Genomic DNA, 24,228 nt, shown 5'->3' on the forward strand with positions numbered 1-24,228 from the left:
CTTGCCTTAGTATTTTATCTAAATACAAACTGCTAAGATAGCAACTGTGCAAATTTCTACGCTGGAATTTGCGCGTAGCTGATGCCAGCCATTTGCGTGGCCAAACGTAACACCTGCGTGCTATAGCCGACTTCGTTATCATACCAAATATAAACAATAGCATGATTGTCTGTCAAAATAGTCGCCTGCGCATCGACAATACCCACATGCGTATCACCAACAAAGTCAGTCGATACCGCTTCTGTAGAGTCTGTATAAGCAATCTGAGTTTGCCACTGACTGCTATTAGACACTTTACGCATGAACTCGTTTAACGCATCAGCACTGGCTGGCGCCGTTTTAAGGTTTAAATTCAAAATCGCTAAGCTGACGTTTGGCGTCGGTACACGGATGGCATTACCCGTTAATTTACCGCTAAGCTCTGGTAGCGCTTTACCGACCGCTTTTGCCGCGCCAGTACTGGTAATAACCATATTCAATACTGCACTACGACCACGGCGATCAGCTTTATGATAATTATCAATTAAGTTTTGATCGTTGGTGAACGAATGAATGGTTTCAACGTGACCATTCTCGATACCGTACTCATCATTTAACACTTTGAGCGTTGGGGTAATCGCGTTGGTCGTACAGCTCGCTGCACTGACGATAGTGTCATCGCCGACCGTATCGTTGTTTACACCATAAACGACGTTTTTAATCTCACCACCAGCTGGTGCTGTTAAGAGTACTTTTTTCACACCAGTCGATTGCAAATGCTTGCCAAGACCAGCTTCATCTTTCCAAATACCTGTATTATCAATGACCAATGCATCGTTGATACCATAAGCGGTATAGTCAATCTCGCTTGGGTCTTTGGCATAAATCACTTGTACAAAACGGCCATTAATAATCAAACCATTGTTTTCATCATCGACAACCACGCCACCAGCAAAGCTACCATGAATCGAATCACGCTCTAGCAATGAGGCGCGCTTGGCCAAATCGCCCGCTGCCGCAGGACGTACGACGATTGCCTTTAGCTGTAAGCCTTTAGCGCTTGAAGCTTGTGACAACAATAGGCGCGTTAAGATACGGCCAATACGACCAAAACCATATAGCACTACGTCAGTTGCGCCATTGCTAACAGCGTTGTCATTTTTAGTAGACTTTAATGCCGCTTGTAAATCACTGTCATTAGCAATCAGTTGACCAACATCGATACGCGCCGCTTGGATATTTTTATGGTCTGCAAGCGCCTTAACCATCGCTAGGGTATCCGCCACATCGATAGATTTAGCACCTTTATCACGTAGCGCGACTTTTTGATGCAATGCCAATATTCGACCCACAGAAGTTGTGTCTAGCGTATCACCAAACAAAGTCACTTGTACATCTTGCTCATTATAAAGCTTATTTAGTAGCCCCATAAGCTCGATGGCTTGTTGCTCTTGTTGATTGTAATTGTTCAAGTGGTCTTGATGTAATTGGCGTAAGGTATCAGCGTTGCTCACGAGAAACATCCTTTTGGTCAGTAATTAGGTAGCAGTAAAATAGGAAGAAATATAAATAGATAGGTTATCATTAGTTTAAATAATGATTTTAAAACGGTCATTCTCGACTTTGGCGGTAGTGATTGGCAATAGTAACTATCAGTAACTATCGTCACAGTCTTTATCTTCACTGTCTTTAGATAAGGTAGATTTTAGCCTAAAACGCCTTATTTTGCTAGTGATAACCGAATAAGTCGCACTTATCGCGTTTTTTAGCGCTTTATAAGTTGCTGCCTAAAAATAAAGGCAGCTTGCACTGCTGCTCTCTTTTCAATTAACGATAAATCAAACAAAAATAGGATAATTATAAAATACTTATATGGTTATGCCATATATGATGATAAAAAGCTTAAGGAACCAACTTTACCGTCTGATTGGTCTGCGGGGTAAGTTTAAACTCTTTTAAGTCGTAGCCCTGCTTTTGCGCAATTTGGCGATATTTTGCATACGTTTCTTGGCTGACATTTGGGGAGCGGGCCAGCAACCATAAATAATCTTTATCCGGTGTACCAACCAATGCCGTTTTGTAATCTGCATCACGCGCCAGTACCCAATAATCAGCGCGGCCAACAGGCACCCAGCGAATCCACGACGGTAAAAAAGTAACTTTCAATTTACTACCGGTCGCATCAGCGGGTTTTGCTAAACCTTCTGCACTAATAGCCGAACCATCTTGCGCTTTGCATTGATTAATCACCTTAATGCCTGAACCGTCAGTTTTTTCAACATACGTCGCCGTCACATCACTGGCACAGTTGCGCTGAAAATACATCGGTAAACGACCTATCTCGTACCAAGTACCAGCGTATTTTTTAAGATCAACGCTATCAACTGTGGTTGGTACGCTAGCAGATTTATGGATAATCGCATTTGGCTTAATAGATAAGGTTTCTGTGCTGGTTTTATCCGTCGTTACATTAGCGGTCACAGTAGCTTTAGCCGCGGTATTGACGGGCGGCGTCGCTGCATAGGCTGAGAACGCAGCCAATGGGATAATAATGGCTAAGGCAATACCTGTATGCTTGATAAGTCCATTCATAAATATACGCTCTGGTATTGTTGGTAAACCCATATCTTCATTGACGTTGTCTGTATCAACAGTTTCAGCAGTAATAGACTTATTGAAGTTATTACTTTCAATTAAGCTTTTCGCTGAGCTGTCTACAGCAGCGTCAATATTGATATCGGTAGTTTTTTGCACTTTTTTATAAGCAGGCGCTTTTTCGTATCCGCCCCTATCTTGAAAACTATTGCTTTGCAAATCTTGAGTGCTTTTTGCACTTGTATTATCGTTATATTGACGGTGATTGCTTTTCTGAATCAATGCAGGCGTGGCGGCTATAAGCGCGTTTTGTCCAATCTTTTTATAGCCAAATTCATTATCTGTTGCTGATGCCTTTAGGGCAACATCGTCTACTGACACATCGTTTGCGCTATCATTATGATAGCTGGCGTCATTGCTGGCATCACTCGATTGTGAATTATTATCTGTATTGCGATAACCTTTTTTTAAATAGTTTTTATCAAGGTAATGCTGACTTAATTTAGTCTGCTGCGATTGAGAACCAGCTGCCTGCGAATCAGGCCATGCTGACTTAGGTAACTTATTGGTTTTCATAGGAGTACCATTTATTAATAGTGATAGTTAAAAATTTTTATTTATAAAATTTTATAGCGATTAACTCAGTATGAATAAGTCTCAATAATCACTTTCAATAAAGAAGAGGGATGACTGGAAATTAGATACTGTTTAACCTATATGCCCTATACCTTTAAGTGGCGCTGCGATGAATAAAATCACGGTGGATAATAAGTGGTTGAATAGCAATTTATTGAATAGCAAGTGTTTGAATAAATAGTTGCTAGATGAATCGCCCTTAACAAAATAAAATGATTTTCGCGCCCTTTGGTAATTTGCAGGTTTATATTAATGGCAAAGGACGAAGCAAAACAGTGTAGCAATGTAGGAAAACGCAACGGTTTGTAAGTAATTCTATATTTACGGCATACAAGCCATACATAGTTACGTTGTGTAAAAACAGATTTAAAATCAGGGGTTTGCCCCCCATTAAACCCCACTCTTGTATAGCCTTATATTTGCTTTTAGCTTTGCAATCTCCTTTTATGTTTTGATTGATTATTAGCCTAAAACATACTCTCAAATAGTCTAAAAACCATGTTAAAAATTACCGTAAAAATTGACGGATGCCAGCAACAGCAATGCCGCCATACTGCTCTGCTTTTACGCTCATTTCTGGCGATAGACCACCGAGTCCAATCACTGGCATATTTGCTAATTCTGCTAATTCTGACCATGCTTGCCAGCCAAGCGGCTCGGCATCAGGATGGGTTTGGGTTGCTAAAACTGGTGATAGAAAAATACCAATAACGGGCGGTAATTGCTGCTCTAAACGTTTATGTGCCAACTTATTAGCGGCAGCAATACTTTCGGCGTCGTGGCAGCTTATGATTAGTGGATAGTTTAATAAGTCGTTTGCAGAAAAATCGTCGTGAATTGCATTTTTGCTTTGGTCAATATCGTTATTGATATCACTTGACCCCTGCATAAGCTGCGTCTGGGTTAACTGCTTTACAACGATTTGGTGGTTTATGACTTGTTGATACGCTTGGCTGCTTTCAAATTCGGCAGGTACAATTGCCTGAATATCTGCACGCAAGCGTAATAACTGCGCTATATTATTATCTGTATCCATGGCTTTTGGTCGGACATAAACCCAAGCATCGTGTGCTAAATGCATGGCATGATAGTGCATCCAAGCTGCTGCTGAATCAGCCGCGTCGTTAAAGTGTGCCAATGAATAAGTAATTGCTATCTGCTGTGGTAAGCGCAACCATGCAAGAATGGTCTTATTGGCGGCTGGCAGATGATACTCTCCTGCCAATAACTTCGATTTATCCACCCAAGCTAGCGCCTGCCCTTCTAATCCCTGCTGGCAATCTTTATGCTGCTCATACTGCTGCGCACTTAGTGCTACCTTGTAAACCTGTAAGCAAACCTGCTTGTCGCCATAGTCATGATGCAGCCGCCCAAGTTTTACCGCAGTATTATTCGCGATATCAATACCCGTCTCTTCAGCGACTTCGCGTATCAGCGCTTGCTGAGTGGTTTCATTCGCATCTATCTTGCCGCCTACAAACTCATAACGATTACCTTGATGCTGCGATGCATGTCTAAAACCGAGCAAATACTGATGCTGATAATAAATGACTGCCACCGCAACATTAACGATTTTTAGCGGTTGATGGCTACGTACTTCATTTTTAGCGAACGAATTTTTGCTTGAAGTCTCTGAATGACTGCTCATTCTACTGTCCTTTATACCTATACCAATGTTTCGATTTATAAACTTTGTAAATGCTGCTTTATATAAGTTTACATAATCACTGTGATTTATTTTATCAAATAGCTTGCAAAAGCTCTCAATGTAAATGATAATTATTATCGTTAATAACTTACTTTACCCTACAGCCTTATCTTTAATTATTTTATCAAAAGGAATTTACTATGAGCATGGTCATCTCTCGTTATTTAAACTGCCGCGAAAACCGTCTACCTACTCTGCAATCACAGCACCTATTTGCGCTGACTAAAGAGGTACGTATCGAGCACGAAGGCGAAGAATACCGCTTACGCTTAACGCGCAATAACCGCTTAATTTTGACCAAATAAATAAACCGCGCGCCGCAATAAAAAACGCCTTTTAATAAAGGCGTTTTTTATTGCATTAAATGAACCACTAACAAGCGACCTAAAAGCTGATAGCTAGGCTATTAGAAGCCTAGCTAATTAGAACTGCCAACTATAAACCACATCGACCGCATTCTCCGCCGCTGAAGTTGCTTCGACATAAATCCGGCGCGTCAACTGATAACGGATAGATAGGCTATTTTGCGCATTAAACACCCCCACGCCGTAGCGAATATATAAGTCAGGCGTCACATAACCGGTGACGTTGACGTTGGTGTCTTCGCTACTGCCTGAAGCATCAACGGTTAGGCTTTGGAAGCCAAACGCTTGACCTATTTGATTGGTCAGATTGCGTGTGCCACTCAGTCCAAAGCTTAGTCCTGCCGCTGCAAGGTTATTCGTCACTTGCGATTTAAAGCCTTGCTCACTAATTTGCGTCGCACTCTTATTATTAATACGGCCAGTTATCAAGGCATTCATCGCTTGCTGCTGGGTAAGACCGGCATTATTAAAGACGATAATGTTTGGATTCTCTGTATTGCCTTTAACGCGCACACCAACGGTTTTACCGCTAATGGTTTTCACCGCTTCAATGCTCAGATTTGGTTTCATCACATCGCCATTAAAACGCACCTGACCGTAATTCAGCTCTAAGCTCTGACCAAAAACATTGACATTGGTACGACGAGAAACCTGCACGACGCCTTTGGCGCGCATAACGCCTGTGCCATTTTGGGTGACATTAATCGCCCCTGCTAACGGAATTACTGCACCAAAACCGCGGAAATTGATATCGTCGCCCAAGTCGATACCAATGTCGGCATTGATTGACCAAGGTTTTGAGATGGCTAAAACTTCATCAATATTACCAATCAAACGGCGATCAAGCACAACCGCATCTTCGGTTTGAATAATGATGTCTTCACTGGCTTCTGGTGGACGAATGGTTGCTGATGGCACACTGACCGCGCCAGTGATATTGACATAACGGTCACCCGGACGCACTATAATGTCGATATCAGGGTTAATCTCAGCCAACAATAATGGCGGCTGGGTTAAAACCAAACGCTCGCCGATAATACTGAGCTTGGCTTGCAGTTTTTGTTGCCAATTCACTGTACCGGTCAGTTTACCCGTACCGGTACCACTATTAAAGGTGCCATCGATAGTTGCCTGCGTACCGCGAATTTTGCCATCGACATTAACTTTTCTTAGGTTGATAGGCAAATCAAGCATCGCAATACGGCCATCTGCCAATTTCACATCACCATAAAACTGCGGTTTATCGAGCGTACCGCCCAAGCCACCTGCCATGGTGATATTACCTTCGAGCACCCGCATACCGGGGAAGAAAGGCTTAAACACTGCCAGATTCAGCTCATTGAGCACCAGCGCACCCGAGATGGGTTTCGGCGTTTTATAAGGGTCAACGATAACCTCAGCATAGCCACGCGCACCGCGACCAGTATTGATATCCGTGCGCAGTTTGATGCCTTCAGGGACTGATAAAGCAATAACAGATACACGCTTATAAGGTAAGGTAACCGGCTGACTATCGCCATCTTGAATCAAGCCGATTTTGCCGTTGTCAGAATACAGCGTGGTATTAATTGTCGGCGGACGACCACGTTGCCAACCGACGATGGCTTTACCATTAATCTTCGCTTGCCAATCGATATCTTTGGGTAAAAAGACCGAGAATAGCGAGGTATCCAGATTTTGTACCGCTAAATTGACTTGACCTGCCGCTGGTGAAGCAATGAGATTCTCACGTAAACACAGCTTGCCCGTTTGGTCGGTCGCCTGCCAACAGTGGGCGGCAAGCTGCACTTTTAAGTCAGTAGAATTATTACCCTGTTTTTTGGGTAAATTGACAATTAATTGCGCAGGTTGTAGTTGGTTTAACGTCGCATATTTTGATTTGATACGCCCTTTACCAATCACGCCTGACCAACTGAGCTTATCGCGATTAAAACCACCCTTAAGCCGAGCGGCGATAGCAAGCTCATCATTTGCCACCTCAAGATTGACTACATGTGCCTGCTCAGTGCCATTAAAAGTCGCATTGACTTTTTTAAAGCTCTGACCTGCAACGTCCAACCCTTCGGCGCTAACAATAAGTTGACTTGGGCTATTGGCCAAATTGACCAGCTTACCGCGGATACGCCCTTGACGCAAAATAAAGCCCGGTAGCGCTAGACGCTCACCAACCAAGTCGATATAAATCGTGGGTAGAGCCTGTCCTACCGGCTGCGACAAGGTTGCGCCGCCCGTCACTTTACCAGCAAGCTTATCTGATAGCTGGTCAAGACTGGTGATATTAATCTTAGCTTGTAGCTGCTTAGCATTGCCATTAGCAGTAAGATAATTGTCGCCCCAACGTAGCACCAAATTATTGGCATTTAAGCTATCGATTAGCGCATTAACTTGCTGATACTGCCCCTGTGCATCTTGTGCTTGTAAGCGTTTAAAATAACTGCTCAAGTCTTTCGGTAAGCGCAGCTTCGCCGCCAAACTACCTTTGGCACTGAGCGGCTGGCCTTTTAGCACGCCACTTAGGTTAACTTGTTTGATATTAACGATTTGCTGATTGTCACCCCAGCGCCCATCGGTATCAATAGTGCCAGTGATGGTACTTGGGATATTTTTAAAGAAATAACCCAAGTTAAAGCGATTCATCACCGCCTTGATGTCCCAAGCGATACCTTTACGCACATCGACCGTACCATTAGCATCGATACTACCTGCGGCGCCAACATGGCGGAAACGCTTGATACGAATCAGCTGCGCGTCACCACTGGCGTCAATGCTAAGTTTACCGGCTGGCAGTTGCTCAGCGTCCAATACACCATCAAAATTTACCGCGAAGTTTTTTAGCTTACCCTTTGCGTTAGCATTAGCTTGGTTCTTTGGCGGCGTTTGCCACACACCGCTGGTTTTTAAATCACCAGTGATAATGGCAGCATTATTGGGTAAAAAATAGCCAAGGTTAAATTTGTCAAAGCGGCCATCGACCGTCCAGCCAATGTTTTGACGTAAGTCAATGACACCGTTTGCTTTTACTGCGCCGGCTTCACCGTTATAGTTGAGTTTACGAATACGAATCAATTTTGGCGTACCAGCAGCATCAATCGATAAGCGACCTTTTGGCACATCAGCGGTATCAACATGACCATCAAAACGGGCGTCAAAAACAGATAGCTCGCCGCCGATAATATCGACGCTGGCATCACCGCTGCCCGTGATACCAATAGCACGACTATCTTGGCTGGCATCGAGGTTTGCTTTTAAATCCGTATTATTAAAACTGATGATATGACGCTGACCTTTGACGCGGTTTTTACTGATATTGAGCATACGTCCACGCGCATTGATACGCCCACTTAGACGCTCAAGTGGTAAATCACTACGATATTGCTTGGGTAACAAACCCGTGGTACGCGCGTCAATCTGCCACGTTAGCGGGCGTTTTTTATTGGCCAGTTGAATCTGTCCTGTGCCAGATAGGTCGCCTACTATGCCTTTGTAATTAAGACGGTTGATATTAATCACGTCACCGGCTTTACGCACACGCACATCGTAGTTGCCTTTGGGCGCGGCATTTAGCTCGTTGATGACCGCATTTGCGTCGACTGATAAGTTTGAGCCGCGAATAATGACGTCTGCTTGTCCGCTTGGGCTATTAATATTACCGATATTTGGGACATTTCGACGTACCAGATTTTGCCATTTGGCGTCGACATACCAAGGTGTGACTTGTTTAGAGTTAGTGCTTCGACCACGAGCTGGCGTTTTACCGCGAACAATATTGGCATTGAGATGCTCACCATCGCGCTGACGCAAATCTGCATCCATCTCTAGATTGCCATTTTTATTTTTATGCTGATAATGTACCGATAAACGACCATTGAGCTTTTGCGGCGCATAAGGTTTAAAGTCAGCATACTCATCTGGAATCGCCTGACGAATATCAAAATTACTGCCCGTGGCGCGGACTACCGCATCAAAACTCTCTTTCCAATCTAATATGCCTTGCAGCGTTAAGTTGCCTGCTGGTACTTGCGCATCCAAGCGATCAACGCGCAGCTGACTGTTGGCGATAATACCGCGACCTTGATAGTGACCTGAAGGGATATCTTTGGCAGTCAGCTCGGTATTGATACGCAAACGTATCTCCGAGATGACACCCGACGCGGTCGCCATACCGCTTTTTAGGTGGATATTTTGGCTATCAGCATAAGGAATTAAAATATCATCCCATTTAAGCTTCGCTTGAAACGGCGAACCTTCATCCAAGCCTTGCACCACAAAATCACCACTGACATCGCTATCGTTATAGCGGCTACGGACTTTACCAACGGTACGTTTTAGCGTACCGGTTGCTGTGATATTTAAAGGGTCGATATAGGCTTTTTCTAATGCGCTCACCTCAACAATAGCGCTCAAATCTAAAGGATAGTCGCCTTGTAAATCCGCCTGACCTTTTAAAGCACTGACTTTTACAATATCAGCATACTGTAATTTGCCGCGCCCGACGTTCACCACGCTACCAACCCACGTCAAATCTCGTGCTTCAATATTATGCACAACGATAGGGTCTTTGGTGATTTGCTTATACATGATGGTTTTTATTTTTGCTTGATCAAAACGCAGATTGACCGGCAAACTAAGGGTTTTATAATCAAACGGTTCGCCCGTAGGTGGTTTATTATTGATAATTTCAATGGTTTGAATATCGGCATCGCGCAGATGTACTTCTTTAGCAAATACCGCGCGCCAGCCTATTTTTATGTAGGCTTTGTCGACCAATATCTCAAGGTCTTCGGTGGCGTTGATATCGATATCACTGACCCAAATACCATCGCGCAAATTACCACGACCATATTTAAACTTAACCCCCGTCTCGGCACTGATTTTTTCTAAGATAAACTTTGTGCCTGACTCAGTACCGACCGCATATAAAAATATGGCGAACATAATCGCCAGCACAATAAGAATAAGGACCGTTAATTTGAGCAAAAAAGACAGGGGAAACCAACGTCTGACAGCGCGGGCATCGCGCTGTGCTGGATCTTCATCCGATGGCTTATTTGGCGGGGTATTTTTGGTCAACATGACACTCAGCTATGTTAAAGAAGGATTACCAGCAAGCGCTAGAATGAAAAATAAGGCTGTTTTTAGTTTCTATTAGAGCAGGTTATAAGCACTGGTGTTAGATGTACTTATAGCAGCCATTTATAAAGGCGACCCGATAAACAGATGCAGTCTAACAGGGATACTATCTTCCGTCACGCCAGCGGCAACATCGACACGTACCACACCGACCGGCGACGCCCAGCGGATACCGACGCCGACGCCAACTTTGGTGTCGGTTTCAAAATCTTTGTCATAAGCATTACCGACATCGGTAAACACCGCCCCGCGGAAACCTGGTTTAAATTCGTAGTTATATTCCGCGCTACCGACTGCGAGGATTTGCCCGCCAGTGAGATAGCCTTTATCAATCGGTGATAAGCTCTCGTAATCATAACCGCGAATACTTTGATCGCCGCCCGCAAAGAAGCGCAGTTTATAAGGCACTTCGTAAAAATCATCCGCCCAGATATAACCAGTATTTAAACTGCCCAGCACTTGGTGCTTATCGTCAGCACCAAAGCTATAAATACCGCTCACGCCGGCGCGAGCTATCGCCATGTCCGTATCGCTGATCACGCTTTCTGAACCTGCTTCAAGAGAGTAATACTGACGAATACCGCGCGTAGGATTGGTGGTGCTATCAACGTCAGTCTTGCTCATGCCATAACCAAACAATAATGCTTGTTGCTTGGGTTTTGAGGAAGTAAAGCGTATCGGAAGATTGTCTAACTCTTCCTCATCGACGCCAGTTTCTAGTTCATCCAAGCGGTAGCGCACAGAATAGCTACGATCCCAACCGTTTTCACGGCGGATATTACGTGCCAATGCTGCTTTTAAGGTTCTGGTAGATAAGTCAAAATTACCCTCGCCTTGATCGATGACCTCTTCTTCATAGGTCAAACGAGCATCCAACTTATCATTTAGCGGATGCTTCCATGGTCGACTGCCATAAACGGCAACATTTTTGGTGATTCGCGATACTTCGGTTTCCGCACCTGCTTGATAGCCTTTACGATTGAGCAGATTATAATCTATCTTGGCAGTGGCGCGTACCCCGGTGTCGGTACCATAACCGAGACCGACTTGAGCATCACGTGGTTTGTTCGCCGAGACAAAGACGTACAGTGGCACTTTTTTGTTTTCTAACACATCCTGCGGGGTTTTACGCCCAGCAAGCGTCGGCGGGACAAAGTTTTCATCAGCAAGGATGCTTTTTTCATCAGGGAATATTTTTTGCGCGACATTACTAATAGAATCACTAATTTTACCCAAAATGCTGTTCGCTTTTTGGTCTTTTTCATCCAATACCCGATCATCTGGCAGACGGCTTAAACGTTCGGCTTTTTGTTTAATGGCTTGCAGTTTACCCAAGGTTTCTTCATCGGCTTCAAACTCGATAGCAGCGATGTCCGCTGGATTGACCGTCTCACCGCTCGTGGCGTAGCGCTCAGCGTCATTTTCGTTAATGACTGCCTCATTTTGCTCCGCATTATTGCTATCGAAGTCGTCATCGGTAGTATCAGCACTACGGCTATTAGGCGTGTTATCAAAGGCTAAAGTACTGCTTTCTGTACGCTCGTCTGGCGGCAAAATCGTCTCGACGTTAACAGTATTAAAATAACGGGTCGCCGATAAATCGTTACTAAACTTGGTCACGGCCGGACGATAAAATGGCTCGCCTTCTTCAAAGCCAACCAACTGCTTTAATAACGACAATTCAACCGGCAGCTTTTCAGGATCGCGGGTTAGCGTCCCTGACTCTTGATCATAAGTAAAAAACACCACTTCATCAAACTTGTAACGATCGCCAGTATTATAAACCAGCGACACATCGGCGGTATTATCGGGCAAGATAATATCGACCGACTTATTGAGCCAATATTGATCAAAGTAACCATAGGTATCACTGAGGGACTCAAGCGCCGCTTTGCTGTCTTTATAAACTCGATGGTTAAAGATATCGCCCTCTTGTGGCGGCAGGTCTTTTTCCAGCTTGGCAAATTCTTCTTGCTCGCTACCTTCGCCGCGAATATCGACGATACGACTATCAACGCGTACCGGCTCGCCTAACTTTTCAATGATGACATCGATGGTATCTGTGTTTGGCTGACGCAAACGTAAGGTTACATCATAGTAGCCGACGGCTTTGGCGGCATCTAAGGCGCTTTGGCGTAGACGCGGCAGCGCAGCAGTGAAATCAACCACAGACTGCACAGTGGTATCATCAATGGCAGCTTTAATATTTTTAAAGGGCTGAATATCATCATCGGCTTTGGTTAATGTTGGCCTCGTGTTTCTTGGGCCGTTTTGAGCATTGTTTTTGCTATTATCGTTTAAATTATCTGCTGCGGCTTGTTGCAAATAAATGGTCGTCTCAACATGCGGTAGGGTGACGACGCCACCATTAAAAAAGCGATTATAAAGACGCTTAACAATATTGCCTTTTTTATTACGTGCTATCGGTTTGGGTTTCGCCGCTTGCTCGATACTTTCTTTTACCGCATTTACATCGTTTTCATAGTTAGGCAAATAATCATCAGGATTGATGCTGTCCGACTGGGCGTTAGCTGACTGAGCATCTTCTCCACCACTATTCATGTCTACGCTGGCCGTACTATCGCCAGTGCCACTACCAACCGAATCGCTGACGTCAATAGGACGCGACATCACATCATCTATCTCCGCCTGCTTAGCAGCCGCCTCATTTCTACCCAAGGTTTCAAGATTACTCGGTGCGGGTAGATTGGTGGTATCCAAACTCACATCCAGCCCAATTGGCGGCGTGCTATCGTCTAACCTTGCAACAGGCGCATCAAATGCTGCATCCAAAGCTTGAAAGTCATTGTCGTCATAACGCATGCCATCGATATTATTAACAGCATTACTTTGATTAATATTGCCGATATCTTGAGCGTTTTGCTTATCCATCGCCGCCAGCTCGCGATCAATCTCGGCAGGTGTCATCATCTGATAACCTTGCTGCTGCACGCTATTAACTTGTTGTTCTAAGTTTTCATTGCGGTCAAATGCTTGGTTGTTGTCTAGACTATCTATGCCATTACCGATAGCACTAGCAAAGTCATTAATACTATCGATATCATTATTTGATAACTGGGACTTATCCGTGGTATTTGCTTGCGTGGTGGCGTTTTTGTTAGGATTTTTAATACCTAAGTTCTGCTCACTATAATCATCCAATACTGATTGATCGATAATACCTTCTTCAACGGCTTTTTTTAGACGTAAGGCGTCCAAAGCAATATCAAGCTGGCTGTCTTCATAGGCATCTTTAGAAAGTGGGCGTTTAGACGAGGACTGAGCCGAAGAGTTAGAAGGCGGTTTTGGCGTTGGTGGCTGCGATTGTCGTTGCGACTGTGCAGTGGTCGCATCATTTCCGCTATTTTTGATAAGTTGGCTGCTGCTTGCATTATTGACCGCATTAGTATTTAAATCGGTGGCGGCAAATGTGACAGGCGCGATACCAAAACTGACCCCAAAACCAACCAAACTGGTGGCCAATGCCCGAGACAGAGTCGTACGCGTAAAATAAAGACAAGGGTTATCCATAGGATTTATATGAGTAAGATGGGCAAATTTAGCCGAACACAGCGGCGCATTTGACGCAGCAGTAGGCACTATCCCCGATGAGTGGCGCGCTAGAGTTGAAGGCTGATGTTTCATATTTATTTCCTATCACCTCACGCGGCACAATTAACGGTCGATGCCAATCGCCCCGTCTTACCGGTGAATAAACGTAGAGCAGTTCGCTGAAATTAAAGGTTTGGACGGCTAAAATTTACAAATCATAACTTAGTTAATTCTCAAATCATAGCACCGTGCCCATGTATTTTTACCAAAGCCTTGCTATTATACGGCTTAACATTGATAAAACCTATGCTATATTTCGATAAGTTTTTGATAGTATTGATAATTGTTTATCTACCAATAGCTACGTAAAAGCTTGTTTTCTTCTTTATTAGCCGCGACCCATCTGTAGGAATCTTCATGGCCAATCAGTTTCAACTCTTTAAACATCGCCGGTTTAATGCCATGTTTTTTACCCAATTTTTGGGTGCTTTTAATGACAATGTTTTTAAGCAAGCACTGATACTGGTGCTAACCTATACTGCTGCCAGCCAATTGGGCATGGAAGTCAGTATTTTAAATAACTTGGCGGCGATGTTGTTTATTTTGCCGTACTTTTTATTTTCGGCATTGGCAGGGCAAATTGCTGATAAGTTTGAAAAATCAAAACTGACGCGCTTAATCAAATTGCTTGAGATATGCATCATGATTATTGCTGCTGTCGGCTTTGTCTTTGAATGGTACGCGCTGTTATTTGTGGCACTGTTTTTGATGGGGACGCAATCGACGTTTTTTGGGCCAATTAAGTATGCGTACTTGCCGCAAGCAATGAGGGAAAATGAGCTGGTCGGTGCCAATGGTTTGTTTCAAATGGGTACCTCACTTGCTATTTTGCTTGGTATGATTATCGCTGGGGTATTGACTCAAATTACCGAGCCGCTATTTTGGATAAGTATGACGGTGCTTTTTGTCGCGGCGATAGGCTATTTTGCCGCCCGTTTTATTCCCATCATGCCAGCGATGCAGCCTAATTTGAAGATTAATTGGAATATCTTTACCACCAGTATGGCGACGGTGCGTTATTTATACTCCTTACCTTTTTTATTCTTTGTCATTCTTGGTAATAGCTGGTTTTGGTTTTATGGCGCGACGTTTTTGACCCAAACGCCAGAATTCAGCAAAGTCATTTTGCATGGCGATGAGTCCGTAGTCATTTTTCTATTAACGCTATTTTCAGTTGGGGTGTCGATTGGCTCACTACTGTGCAAATCCTTGACCAAAAACCAAGTCAGTCTGCGCTTACTGCCCTTTGGTATTGCAGGTCTTAGCATTTTTGCCATTGATTTATATTTTTCTTTGTCAGGGCTCAATATCAATGCCAGCTCGGCTGCCCTATTTGGTATCAGTGATTTATGGGGTCTGAGCGGTAGCTGGCGCGTCTTTGCCGACTTGTTCTTTTTGGGCTTTAGCGGCGGTTTATACATCGTGCCTTTATATGCTTCTATGCAGGCTTATGCGCCAAAAAGCCATCGTGCGCGCATTGTTGGCGCCAATAATATCTTTAATGCCATCTTTATGGTGTGTTCGGCGATTTTCTCGATTGTGATATTAAATGCGCTGGGGCTAAATTTGCCGCAACTGTTTTTAGTCACCGGCTTATTAAATATTATTTTTGGTATATTTTTATATCTCAAGCTTAATAAACATGTCAAACAGGCCGTTATCCAAACCCATGACGACGAGCAGAATCGATACGACTAGCCATATAACAATGTGAATCGGCAAGCCAATAATTTCGCTGCCGAGATTGTCTATTGTTTGTTATAGTGATTCGATAAGTGTTGTTTGATAGGCTAAGTGGTATATTAAATAACTTAAATCTGTCTACCGTAAATTTTATTTATAATTCATACAGCCATCAGGAGTGAACCATGGCGCAGCGTTCCTTATCAAAAATTGACCAGCTATTACTTGGGGTAGATAAAGCATTGCGAGCGGTCGTACCGCATTCAAATCCTAGCACTCGCCCGCTGCCTGTCAGCAGTGATGAGATTCCTGAGCTGAGTATCAACGAAGCGCGTCATGTCGCAGGCTTGATGCGTATCAATCATACGGGCGAAGTCTGTGCCCAAGGGCTGTATCACGGGCAAGCGTTTGCCGCAAAAAACGATGACGTCAAGCAAGCCATGCAACAGTCGGCTGAAGAAGAGGTCGACCACTTAGTGTGGTGCGAGGTTCGCTTAGATGAGCTTGGCAGCCATCCTAGTATTTTTACGCCCCTATGGTATGGCATGTCATTTGGTCTTGGCGCGGTAGCAGGGGCGATTTCTAATGAGTTTAGCTTGGGCTTTGTCGCCGAAACCGAAGCGCAAGTTAGTGAGCATTTACAAGATCATATCGGTCAATTGCCACCGCAAGATCAACGCTCAAGAGAAATACTGGCGCAAATGGATATTGAAGAATTACATCACCGCGAGTTGGCACTGGCCAATGGCGGCGCGGCATTGTCGCCACTGGTACGCCACACAATGCGCTGGATGGCCAATCGCATGAAAGCCACGGCTTATCATTTATAACCGTTTATCATCTATAATACGTAAAGCACTACTCAGCTACATTTTTGTTATAGTGGCTTCAGTTACGGCATTATTCTGTACTTTTAACAATCCTACTACTGTTAGCAGTCAGATTAATTTGCTAGGGTATGAAAAATTTGTACGATTTTACGGAATGCCAAAACCTAACGATCAATCAATGGATGAATAGATAACAAGTCAGTAACTACAATAACTGATAAACGACAACGATTAAACAAGGTAATTATTTTTATGAAAGCCATCAGCCAAACGCCTATTTGTAATAAAGTATCGCACTCTAGTAAAGCGCCTAGGTTTGCGACTCTAACGGCACTAGCAGCAGCCTGTGCTATGCTGCTATCAGCGCCAGTAAATGCAGCAGAAGCGGACGCCACCGCAGCGCCTGCTACGAGCAGCACAGCAGTACCTAGCGCTATCGATTCTAGTAAACGTATCATTCGCCTAGCAAAACCAAATGCAACGATCAGCACGGCGCAAGCTGATGCCCAAGCCAATGTTGGAGTTGAGGCTGGCGCTCAAAATAACGTTGTGCAGAATACTGCTCAACCAACTAACATAGCGCCATCAGCCAATACTGAAGCTAGTAATATGCAGCAAAGTAATGCGCAACAAGGCAATGTCCAGAATATCCAGCAGGCTATTACACAGCCAAATCGTGTACCTTTAAATACTGCGCAAAATGCTGTCCAACCACCAGCCGTACCAACACCAGACACGTCCGAGTTGACCGGTACGACGCGCGTTTATGAGCGCGGACCTATCACCGCAACGGGTATTGATTTACGCAGTGGTCAGCTGCCAAATATCCCAGCGCCGCAAGTGACTATTTCAGATATCAGCTTTGTGCCTACCGTGCTCATACCGCAGCAGCAAGGACTTGGCACTGATAAACTGGACGTCAGCTTACTCGATGACTTCATTAAAGAAGTGTCGCCAAATGCGCGCCATTATCCACCAAATTTTCCCAACCGTACCCAACGCCACAACGCCCGTGAAAAAATTAAAGTCATGACCGAGTGGATTGAACCGTATGCCAAAGCGCCAAATGCTTCATATGATGTCTTAGTTCGCGCCGCCAAACTCAATGGCATGGGACGTAACTTAGATTTAGGCTCAGAATACACGGTACGTGGCGGACAATATATCGATCGCGCCATTAAACTTAAACCAAATAGCGGCGAAGCCAATTTTATCTATGGCATGATGCTCTCAGAAGGGGGCGGTTTTAAAGAAGGTCAAAAATATCTTGATCAAGCCGTTACTCTTGGTTACACCGAAGCTGAGCAAAGTCTTGCGCAATCTGACTTATTAAGTGATCGCCGTGATAAAGCGTTAGAGCGTTTACGCCGCTTGGCACAACAAAACCCTGATAATGCGGTTATTCGTCAACAAATTAAGCTGATCGAGGACGGTAAATTCTATATTTGGGATATCCCTGCTCCAGATATTAACATCAAACCAAGCACTTAGATCTTCGTTATGTAAAGCTGAATAGGTTAGCTGGTTGGCAAAATAATAACCAACTCTTACCTATTTAAAGACCAAGGAAAGGCGCGCTTCAATTATTTTTAATAATATAAGCGCGCTTTTTTGTGTCTAATATGAAAACATCCATACGGCATTTTAAGCAGTACCCTCCCCATCTTTTCGATAGTATTTCATACTATATGAATATAAGATGACTGAATATGAGATAACAAATACAATAGTCGAATAGCTCAACTTACGTTACACTCATGCTGCTATATAAAGGTGATATTTATCACTTATTTATGATGCCTTGCTGATCATTATTACTGGAATAATCTATGATATTTGCTGACCCTGCCAACGGTATACCGTCGCCAGAAAATAAGAATAACAATAAACCCCTCACTTTGTTGGCAGTGGTCGCAGCAATGTCGCTATTGCCTGCCTGTAGCACCGTTTCAGTCAATAAACAGGCCTCAGCAAAGACCATTGCGGCTCAGCGCGGCAATATCGTCACCGATAACAAACTGAGTAGCGACACCGCTTCAGTCTTATTGTCAGCCGGGCTAAATGAACAAGCTTGTATGCAGCAGTTTAACCTCTGCCTAACGCAGCTTACCGACAGCATGCTAAATGAACATTATCGCCCAGCATTGGCGGTTTTTGCTGAATTGCACTACGCAAAAGCGCGCCAGCTTGGCGAATCTAAAGATTGCCGCAATGCCCTTGCCCGCCCACCACTTGATCCTTACTATGCCAACGCGCCTTTAAGCGACGCTGATGCTAAAGCGCAGCAAAAAAGAACCGATAGCTGCTTGATTGGCTATCAAGAACGTTTGTTTGATGCCATTAAAACCAGTTATACCTATTTATTTTACGACAGTTTAGAGCATGATTTTGAAGGTGCTGATAAAGAAACCAAACGCTCACAAGCGCAAAGTCGTATTCCAAGCGAGATGGATATCCAAACTCAAGACATCTATAACGCTGCCAGTAACGATGTGATTACCCAACTCTATCAGACGGCTGATGGGGGCGGTAAGATGATGGGTGATACCAAGGTAGAATACTTGCCAACGTCGGCAAGTAAGGTGACTGGTAGCGAGCAAGCAGCGATTGCCAACCGCACGGCCGTCAAGGGGCGAGCAACCGACCAAATCAAAGTCATGAAAATGCAAATAGACGACTACAATCTCAATGTCTATTTACCCAATGAAAATACCTACCTCAAAAATGCCAATCAACAAACCGCTGCCCTAACCGATTTGGTCTCGACCTATGAGCTGCGCCTCTCTGGACTAAACTCTATTAGTAAGCGTCCAGGTTTGGGTATCAGCTTGGTGGCTTCATTAGATGACCGCTATACCACCACCATTCGTCAGTTATTGGTTTCATCGTTAGCAGATAGGACAGGCAGACTCCATCAAGAAAGCAAGCGTCAAACGATGAGCGATGTAAATCAAAGTTCAAAAGAAAGCTTGGACAGTGATGATGCCAGTACGCGCATTTATCCAACCGGACACTTACTGATGACTGGTCTGATTAAGCCGACTGGCAACAGTGTACTTGATACGCTGAGTAGCAAACAGCTTGATATTCATTTATATAATCCTTACCGCAGCGAGAGCGCCAATATTTTAGGTGACGATTATCCATTGGCGGCAAACTTTTCGGCGGGTTACGGCTTATGGCTGGCAGAAAACCAGCTCGATGGCGTCGGTTATCTAAACCTGATTACCCGTAAAAAAGAAACCAGTTTACCCAAACTCTTTATGCTCGAGCCCTATGACCCTGATAAGCGCGTCATCATCATGCTGCATGGTTTGGCGTCAAGCCCAGCAACGTGGGTAAATTTGACCAACGATATTTTTAATGACGACAAACTGCGTAATAACTATCAAGTTTGGCAGATTTTTTATCCCACCAATCTGCCTATTTTGGAAAATCGCTATCAAATCCAAAAGCTCATCAATACCACTTATGAAAAAACCGATCCCACTGGGCAAAATATTGCTAGCAAAAATAGCGTCATTATCAGCCACAGTATGGGCGGTATCATTGCGCGTATGATGCTGTCTGACGAAAATTTGCTCGATGATTTAGACCGACTTGACGACCAAAACGTACTGTCCATGAGTGAAAAGCGCCAAATACGTGAAGCAATCAAACAATCTGCAGGCAAAGAGCAGCTGAAAGAGCGTTTTGAGCTTAAAACCTTACCGCAAGTAGATACGGCGGTATTTTTATCGTCGCCGTTTCGCGGTACTGATTACGCCGACCGCTGGTTTACTCGGGCACTACGCCGCATAGTTTATCTGCCCGTTGGCTTGGTAAAAACGGTGACCGATAACTTAGCCACCTTAGCTATACAAGGTGATTTGGCTCAAAACCCGCTCGGCGCCCTATATCTACAAAATGGCGCCAGTCAATTAAGTGACAAATCATCTTTTATTCAATTAACCAAAGACATCCGTATCAACGACCGTATCACCTATCATTCAATCATCGCCAATAACGATGCCGATATCACCAGAGGTTTGGCAGAAATGCAACCTGCTGGGGCAAAGCTCGATTTGTCCGAAGAAATAGCAGAGGATGACAATACAGAGGACGCTATCGGCATCGATGATAACAACCCGCTGTTAACGGATAGTGATGAGTTGCCAGGTCAGCCGCTGGTCGCCGCCGTGACAGTCGATGGGGAGGTTGGGCAAGCACTCACCGAGCAGCTGTCAGATGGTATCGTGCCCTACACCAGCGCTCACCTCGATGGTGCGGCCTCAGAGACGGTCATCAACGGCGGTCATAGCATACAAGAAAACCCGCAAACCATTTTGACCTTACGCCGTATTTTACATCAACAATTACAGCAGCAAGATGCAAACTAAATTTTACCTATATAAAAAGCTTTAAATTCTTATTATTAAAATTTGTTTTTTTATATTACTGTTTGGTATCTATTGATAACAATAGTTAAACAATGACTATTATTTCAAAGGTTATTGGCTAATATTGTAAGTGGTTTATGAACGCATAGGTGTGTGATAGCACACTTGTGCAACTTGCGTGTGCGTAAGGTGAAGCGCATAATACTGACACGTTTGCTATGACTTAAACTATCATTTGATGAATATTTAATAGTTTATAAGGATATAAATTATTTACTTTGGCTAAATAGTCAACTCTAGAATGTCTGAGTCTTACCGTACGGTAATGAATAAAACATAAGGGTAATGAACGCTATTTTAGTTAAATTTTTATCTTAATTACATTTGCCGCTAACTAATACTTAGCGATTGCCCGTAATAATAAGCGCCCTAATTGATGGACGGTTACGGACAGTTACTTGCGCGTATCATGGAAGCCAACGCTATTCAGCTAACAGATAAGGGTAACCGTTTATGTTCGCTACATTTATGATTGATCAAATGGATGCGTTGATGCTCGCGCGCATTCAGTTTGCCTTCGTTATTTCCTGGCATATTATCTTCCCCGCTTTTTCTATCGGTCTTGCCAGTTGGTTGACCGTTCTTGAGTTTCGCTGGCTAAGAACTGGCGAGGCTATTTATGTTGAAGTATACAAACACTGGGTAAAAATATTTGCTGTCGTCTTCGGATTGGGCGTGGTATCTGGTGTCGTCATGTCTTACCAATTTGGTACCAACTGGGCAGTATTTTCCGACAGAGCCGGAAATATCTTAGGGCCACTACTGGCTTTTGAGGTCTTGACGGCGTTTTTCTTAGAAGCCTCCTTTTTAGGAATTATGCTCTTTGGTTGGGGACGGGTAAGCAAACGCATGCATTTTGCCTCTACCGCCATTGTTGCCATCGGTACGATGATTTCAGGATTTTGGATTTTAGCTGCCAACAGCTTTATGCAAACGCCGCAAGGTTTTATGCTAGGCGCTGATGGCCTGTTATATCCCACCAATTGGATTGAGATTATCTTTAATCCTTCGTTCCCTTATCGCTACGCCCATATGATGACGGCGGCATACTTAACCACCGCTTTCGTGGTTGGTGGTATTGGCGCTTATTATCTGCAGTCCAAAAGACACGTTGAGCATCGGCAGCATGGTCGGGTTATGCTCGGCATGGCGATGATTATGGCGATATTTGTGGCACCAGCGCAAGTCCTCATTGGTGATGAGCATGGCTTAAATACCTTAGAGCATCAACCGGCTAAAGTCGCGGCGATGGAAGGAATTTGGGAAGATGAACGCGGTGCAGCATTACGGCTGTTTGCGATACCTGACCAAAAAAACCAGACCAATAACTATGAAGTCAGTCTTCCTTATGTGTCAGGTTTAATTTTGACACATTCGTTAGATGGCGAGGTCAAGGGTCTTAAAAATTGGGCACCAGAAGATCAGCCGCCCGTTATGATTGTGTTTTGGGCATTTCGTATCATGGTTGGTATTGGTATGTTGATGGTACTCATTGGTTTATTTAGCCTTTATAAGTACTTTAAAAAGCAGCAGTTCGATCCTGAGAGCAAACTCTTCCACCGTGCATGGATGATGATGACGCCACTTGGCTTTGTAGCATTGCTTGCGGGTTGGTTTGTGACTGAAACGGGGCGTCAACCTTATACGATATATGAAGTAATTCGTACTGCTGAAAGCATGTCACCGGTCGCAGCGCAGCAAGTGGCGACAACCTTGATTGGCTTTATCGTTCTGTATGCCTTTGTCTTTGGCGCGGGTAGCTTTTATATTTTGCGCCTCATTGCACAAGGACCCAAGCCGTACGAAGATCCGTCGGATGATCATTTCTATGATCACTCTGTCACTGAAGCCCAAGGTCGCACGCTAAGCGGTGATAAGCGCGCTGCTGATAAAACCAAAGGGCCTGAAGAAGGTTTGGATGAACCTGCTGACGACGTCGATAATGGAGGGTTACGCTAATGTTTAACTATGGTGATGTATTAGATTTACCCTTAATCTGGGGCGGCTTAATTGCGTTATCAGTCTTTATTTACGTCTTACTAGATGGTTTTGATTTGGGCTGCGGCATTCTATTCCCGTTTGCAGGCTCTGATAAAAATCGTAGCCGCATGATGAACTCTATCGCGCCTTTTTGGGATGGTAACGAGACTTGGTTGGTACTGGGCGGTGGTGGTTTATTTGCAGCCTTCCCTGTCGCTTACGGCATCATTATGAGCGGTCTTTATCTGCCGGTTATCTTTATGCTGTTTGGCTTAATTATGCGCGGCGTGGCGTTTGAATTCCGTTTTAAAGCCACCGCCCATCGCTACGTTTGGGATGGTTTCTTTTTTATCGGCTCTGTCGTTGCGACGTTTGCCCAAGGTATTATGCTTGGGGCGCTGGTCCAAGGTTTAGAGGCCAGCAATCGTCTGTATACGGGTGGCCCTTTTGATTGGTTCTCACCTTTCTCTATCATGTGTGGTTTTGCGCTATTGATTGGTTATGCGCTACTGGGCTCTACTTGGCTGATTATCAAAACCGAACACACGCTACAAGTCTGGGCGCGCAAAGTATCAGGTTGGCTGCTCACCGCCTTAATCATCGCAATGATTGCGGTGACGATATTTATGTATTTTTCAGATATCGAAGCGCTGGAAGGCTGGTTTAGTTTACCAGGGCTGTTGTATCTAGCGCCGATGCCAATTATCGTCTTGCTCTTATTCTTCTTTATGCGTAAAGATTTAACTACTGAGCGCGAGTATCGTCCATTTTTATTGACCGTTGCGTTATTTCTGATGGGTTATATCGGCGTTTGTATGGCGATATTCCCATATATCGTACCGTATCAAATGACAATTTATGAGGCAGCAGCGGCTGATACTTCGCTCTCCTTTATGCTCATCGGCGCCGGTATTATGTTACCTATTATCTTAAGTTACACGGCTTTCGCGTATTATACTTTTAAAGGTAAAACCGACCACGAGCACATGTATTAAATAAGCTGCGGCTATTATCTATCTAGTAAGGATAGTAGCCGCGCTTATCTTAATCCGCTCATGAATATGTGATAACTGATTATTAGAAAATAGCTTGGAGTTAAAAGGCAGTTTGGAGATAGTGATGAAAAAACTCAGTAAAAAACAATCGCAATGGGCTTGGTTTATAGGCTTATATTTGGCGGGATTTTTGGTTGTTTTTACCATTGCTCAATTAATAAAATTGGCAATGGGTGTGTAAAATCTATCTATTTTTACCCCACTCTCAACTTCGAA

At 44.1% G+C, this 24,228-nt stretch carries 13 protein-coding genes; 8 read left to right on the plus strand and 5 right to left on the minus strand.

Annotated elements, in window-relative coordinates:
* Window positions 1–56: 56 nt before the first annotated feature.
* The 3 genes from B2866_RS12425 to B2866_RS12435 form a co-directional block, all read right to left on the minus strand.
* Window positions 57–1,502 (minus strand): glyceraldehyde-3-phosphate dehydrogenase, encoded by a 1,446-nt coding sequence (locus tag B2866_RS12425; RefSeq protein WP_296194791.1) that lies wholly within the window; start codon window positions 1,500–1,502, stop codon window positions 57–59.
* 379 nt (window positions 1,503–1,881) lie between these two features.
* Entirely contained in the window at window positions 1,882–3,150 is a 1,269-nt protein-coding gene (locus tag B2866_RS12430) for a lipocalin family protein (protein WP_296194793.1), read from the minus strand.
* A 568-nt stretch (window positions 3,151–3,718) separates the two neighbouring features.
* Window positions 3,719–4,858: an NUDIX domain-containing protein gene (locus tag B2866_RS12435; RefSeq protein ID WP_296194795.1), complete on the minus strand. Its 1,140-nt coding sequence runs from the start codon at window positions 4,856–4,858 to the stop codon at window positions 3,719–3,721.
* A 206-nt stretch (window positions 4,859–5,064) separates the two neighbouring features.
* On the opposite strand from B2866_RS12435, the gene hemP reads away from it, so the two are divergent.
* Window positions 5,065–5,223: a hemin uptake protein HemP gene (gene hemP / locus B2866_RS12440; protein ID WP_227672156.1), complete on the plus strand. Its 159-nt coding sequence runs from the start codon at window positions 5,065–5,067 to the stop codon at window positions 5,221–5,223.
* A gap of 117 nt (window positions 5,224–5,340) precedes the next feature.
* Here hemP and B2866_RS12445 read toward each other — a convergent pair whose 3' ends face one another.
* Together B2866_RS12445 and B2866_RS12450 are read right to left on the minus strand one after the other, a co-directional pair.
* Window positions 5,341–10,356, minus strand: coding sequence for a translocation/assembly module TamB domain-containing protein (locus B2866_RS12445; protein WP_296194797.1), 5,016 nt, complete (start codon window positions 10,354–10,356; stop codon window positions 5,341–5,343).
* 120 nt (window positions 10,357–10,476) lie between these two features.
* Window positions 10,477–14,058 carry an autotransporter assembly complex protein TamA gene (locus tag B2866_RS12450; RefSeq protein WP_296194800.1) on the minus strand — a complete coding sequence of 1,194 codons (3,582 nt, stop codon included), beginning with the start codon at window positions 14,056–14,058 and terminating at the stop codon, window positions 10,477–10,479.
* A 324-nt stretch (window positions 14,059–14,382) separates the two neighbouring features.
* Between B2866_RS12450 and B2866_RS12455 the strand changes: the two genes are divergently transcribed.
* The 7 genes from B2866_RS12455 to B2866_RS12485 all read left to right on the plus strand — a co-directional run bounded on the left by B2866_RS12455 (window position 14,383) and on the right by B2866_RS12485 (window position 24,193).
* Complete coding sequence (locus B2866_RS12455) at window positions 14,383–15,723, plus strand: MFS transporter (RefSeq protein ID WP_296194805.1); 1,341 nt, start codon at window positions 14,383–14,385, stop codon at window positions 15,721–15,723.
* Window positions 15,724–15,893: 170 nt separating this feature from the next.
* Window positions 15,894–16,538, plus strand: coding sequence for a 2-polyprenyl-3-methyl-6-methoxy-1,4-benzoquinone monooxygenase (gene coq7, locus B2866_RS12460; RefSeq protein ID WP_201591678.1), 645 nt, complete (start codon window positions 15,894–15,896; stop codon window positions 16,536–16,538).
* Window positions 16,539–16,790: 252 nt separating this feature from the next.
* A complete protein-coding gene (locus B2866_RS12465) occupies window positions 16,791–18,029 on the plus strand; it encodes a tetratricopeptide repeat protein (protein ID WP_296194812.1) in 1,239 nt (412 codons plus the stop codon).
* A gap of 338 nt (window positions 18,030–18,367) precedes the next feature.
* The gene (locus B2866_RS12470; RefSeq protein ID WP_296194815.1) at window positions 18,368–20,917 is read left to right on the plus strand and encodes an esterase/lipase family protein; all 2,550 of its coding nucleotides are present in this window, start codon (window positions 18,368–18,370) and stop codon (window positions 20,915–20,917) included.
* Window positions 20,918–21,430: 513 nt separating this feature from the next.
* A complete protein-coding gene (locus tag B2866_RS12475) occupies window positions 21,431–22,936 on the plus strand; it encodes a cytochrome ubiquinol oxidase subunit I (protein WP_296194818.1) in 1,506 nt (501 codons plus the stop codon).
* On the plus strand, window positions 22,936–23,952 hold the full coding sequence (cydB, locus tag B2866_RS12480; protein WP_102077206.1) for a cytochrome d ubiquinol oxidase subunit II: 1,017 nt from the start codon (window positions 22,936–22,938) through the stop codon (window positions 23,950–23,952). The genes B2866_RS12475 and cydB overlap by 1 nt, the downstream gene beginning before the upstream one ends.
* A 124-nt stretch (window positions 23,953–24,076) precedes the next feature.
* Window positions 24,077–24,193 carry a DUF2474 domain-containing protein gene (locus tag B2866_RS12485; protein WP_102077207.1) on the plus strand — a complete coding sequence of 39 codons (117 nt, stop codon included), beginning with the start codon at window positions 24,077–24,079 and terminating at the stop codon, window positions 24,191–24,193.
* The last annotated feature ends 35 nt before the right edge of the window (window positions 24,194–24,228 follow it).

This window comes from Psychrobacter sp. UBA3483, assembly GCF_002377905.1.
In the GTDB taxonomy this organism is placed as follows: domain Bacteria; phylum Pseudomonadota; class Gammaproteobacteria; order Pseudomonadales; family Moraxellaceae; genus Psychrobacter.

Bases quoted from the DNA above. Each gene is read 5' to 3' on its own strand.
- B2866_RS12425 (WP_296194791.1), bottom strand. From the start codon at position 1,502: ATGTTTCTCGTGAGCAACGCTGATACCTTACGCCAATTACATCAAGAC.
- B2866_RS12430 (WP_296194793.1), bottom strand. From the start codon at position 3,150: ATGAAAACCAATAAGTTACCTAAGTCAGCATGGCCTGATTCGCAGGCA.
- B2866_RS12435 (WP_296194795.1), bottom strand. From the start codon at position 4,858: ATGAGCAGTCATTCAGAGACTTCAAGCAAAAATTCGTTCGCTAAAAAT.
- hemP (WP_227672156.1), top strand. From the start codon at position 5,065: ATGGTCATCTCTCGTTATTTAAACTGCCGCGAAAACCGTCTACCTACT.
- B2866_RS12445 (WP_296194797.1), bottom strand. From the start codon at position 10,356: ATGTTGACCAAAAATACCCCGCCAAATAAGCCATCGGATGAAGATCCA.
- B2866_RS12450 (WP_296194800.1), bottom strand. From the start codon at position 14,058: ATGAAACATCAGCCTTCAACTCTAGCGCGCCACTCATCGGGGATAGTG.
- B2866_RS12455 (WP_296194805.1), top strand. From the start codon at position 14,383: ATGGCCAATCAGTTTCAACTCTTTAAACATCGCCGGTTTAATGCCATG.
- coq7 (WP_201591678.1), top strand. From the start codon at position 15,894: ATGGCGCAGCGTTCCTTATCAAAAATTGACCAGCTATTACTTGGGGTA.
- B2866_RS12465 (WP_296194812.1), top strand. From the start codon at position 16,791: ATGAAAGCCATCAGCCAAACGCCTATTTGTAATAAAGTATCGCACTCT.
- B2866_RS12470 (WP_296194815.1), top strand. From the start codon at position 18,368: ATGATATTTGCTGACCCTGCCAACGGTATACCGTCGCCAGAAAATAAG.
- B2866_RS12475 (WP_296194818.1), top strand. From the start codon at position 21,431: ATGTTCGCTACATTTATGATTGATCAAATGGATGCGTTGATGCTCGCG.
- cydB (WP_102077206.1), top strand. From the start codon at position 22,936: ATGTTTAACTATGGTGATGTATTAGATTTACCCTTAATCTGGGGCGGC.
- B2866_RS12485 (WP_102077207.1), top strand. From the start codon at position 24,077: ATGAAAAAACTCAGTAAAAAACAATCGCAATGGGCTTGGTTTATAGGC.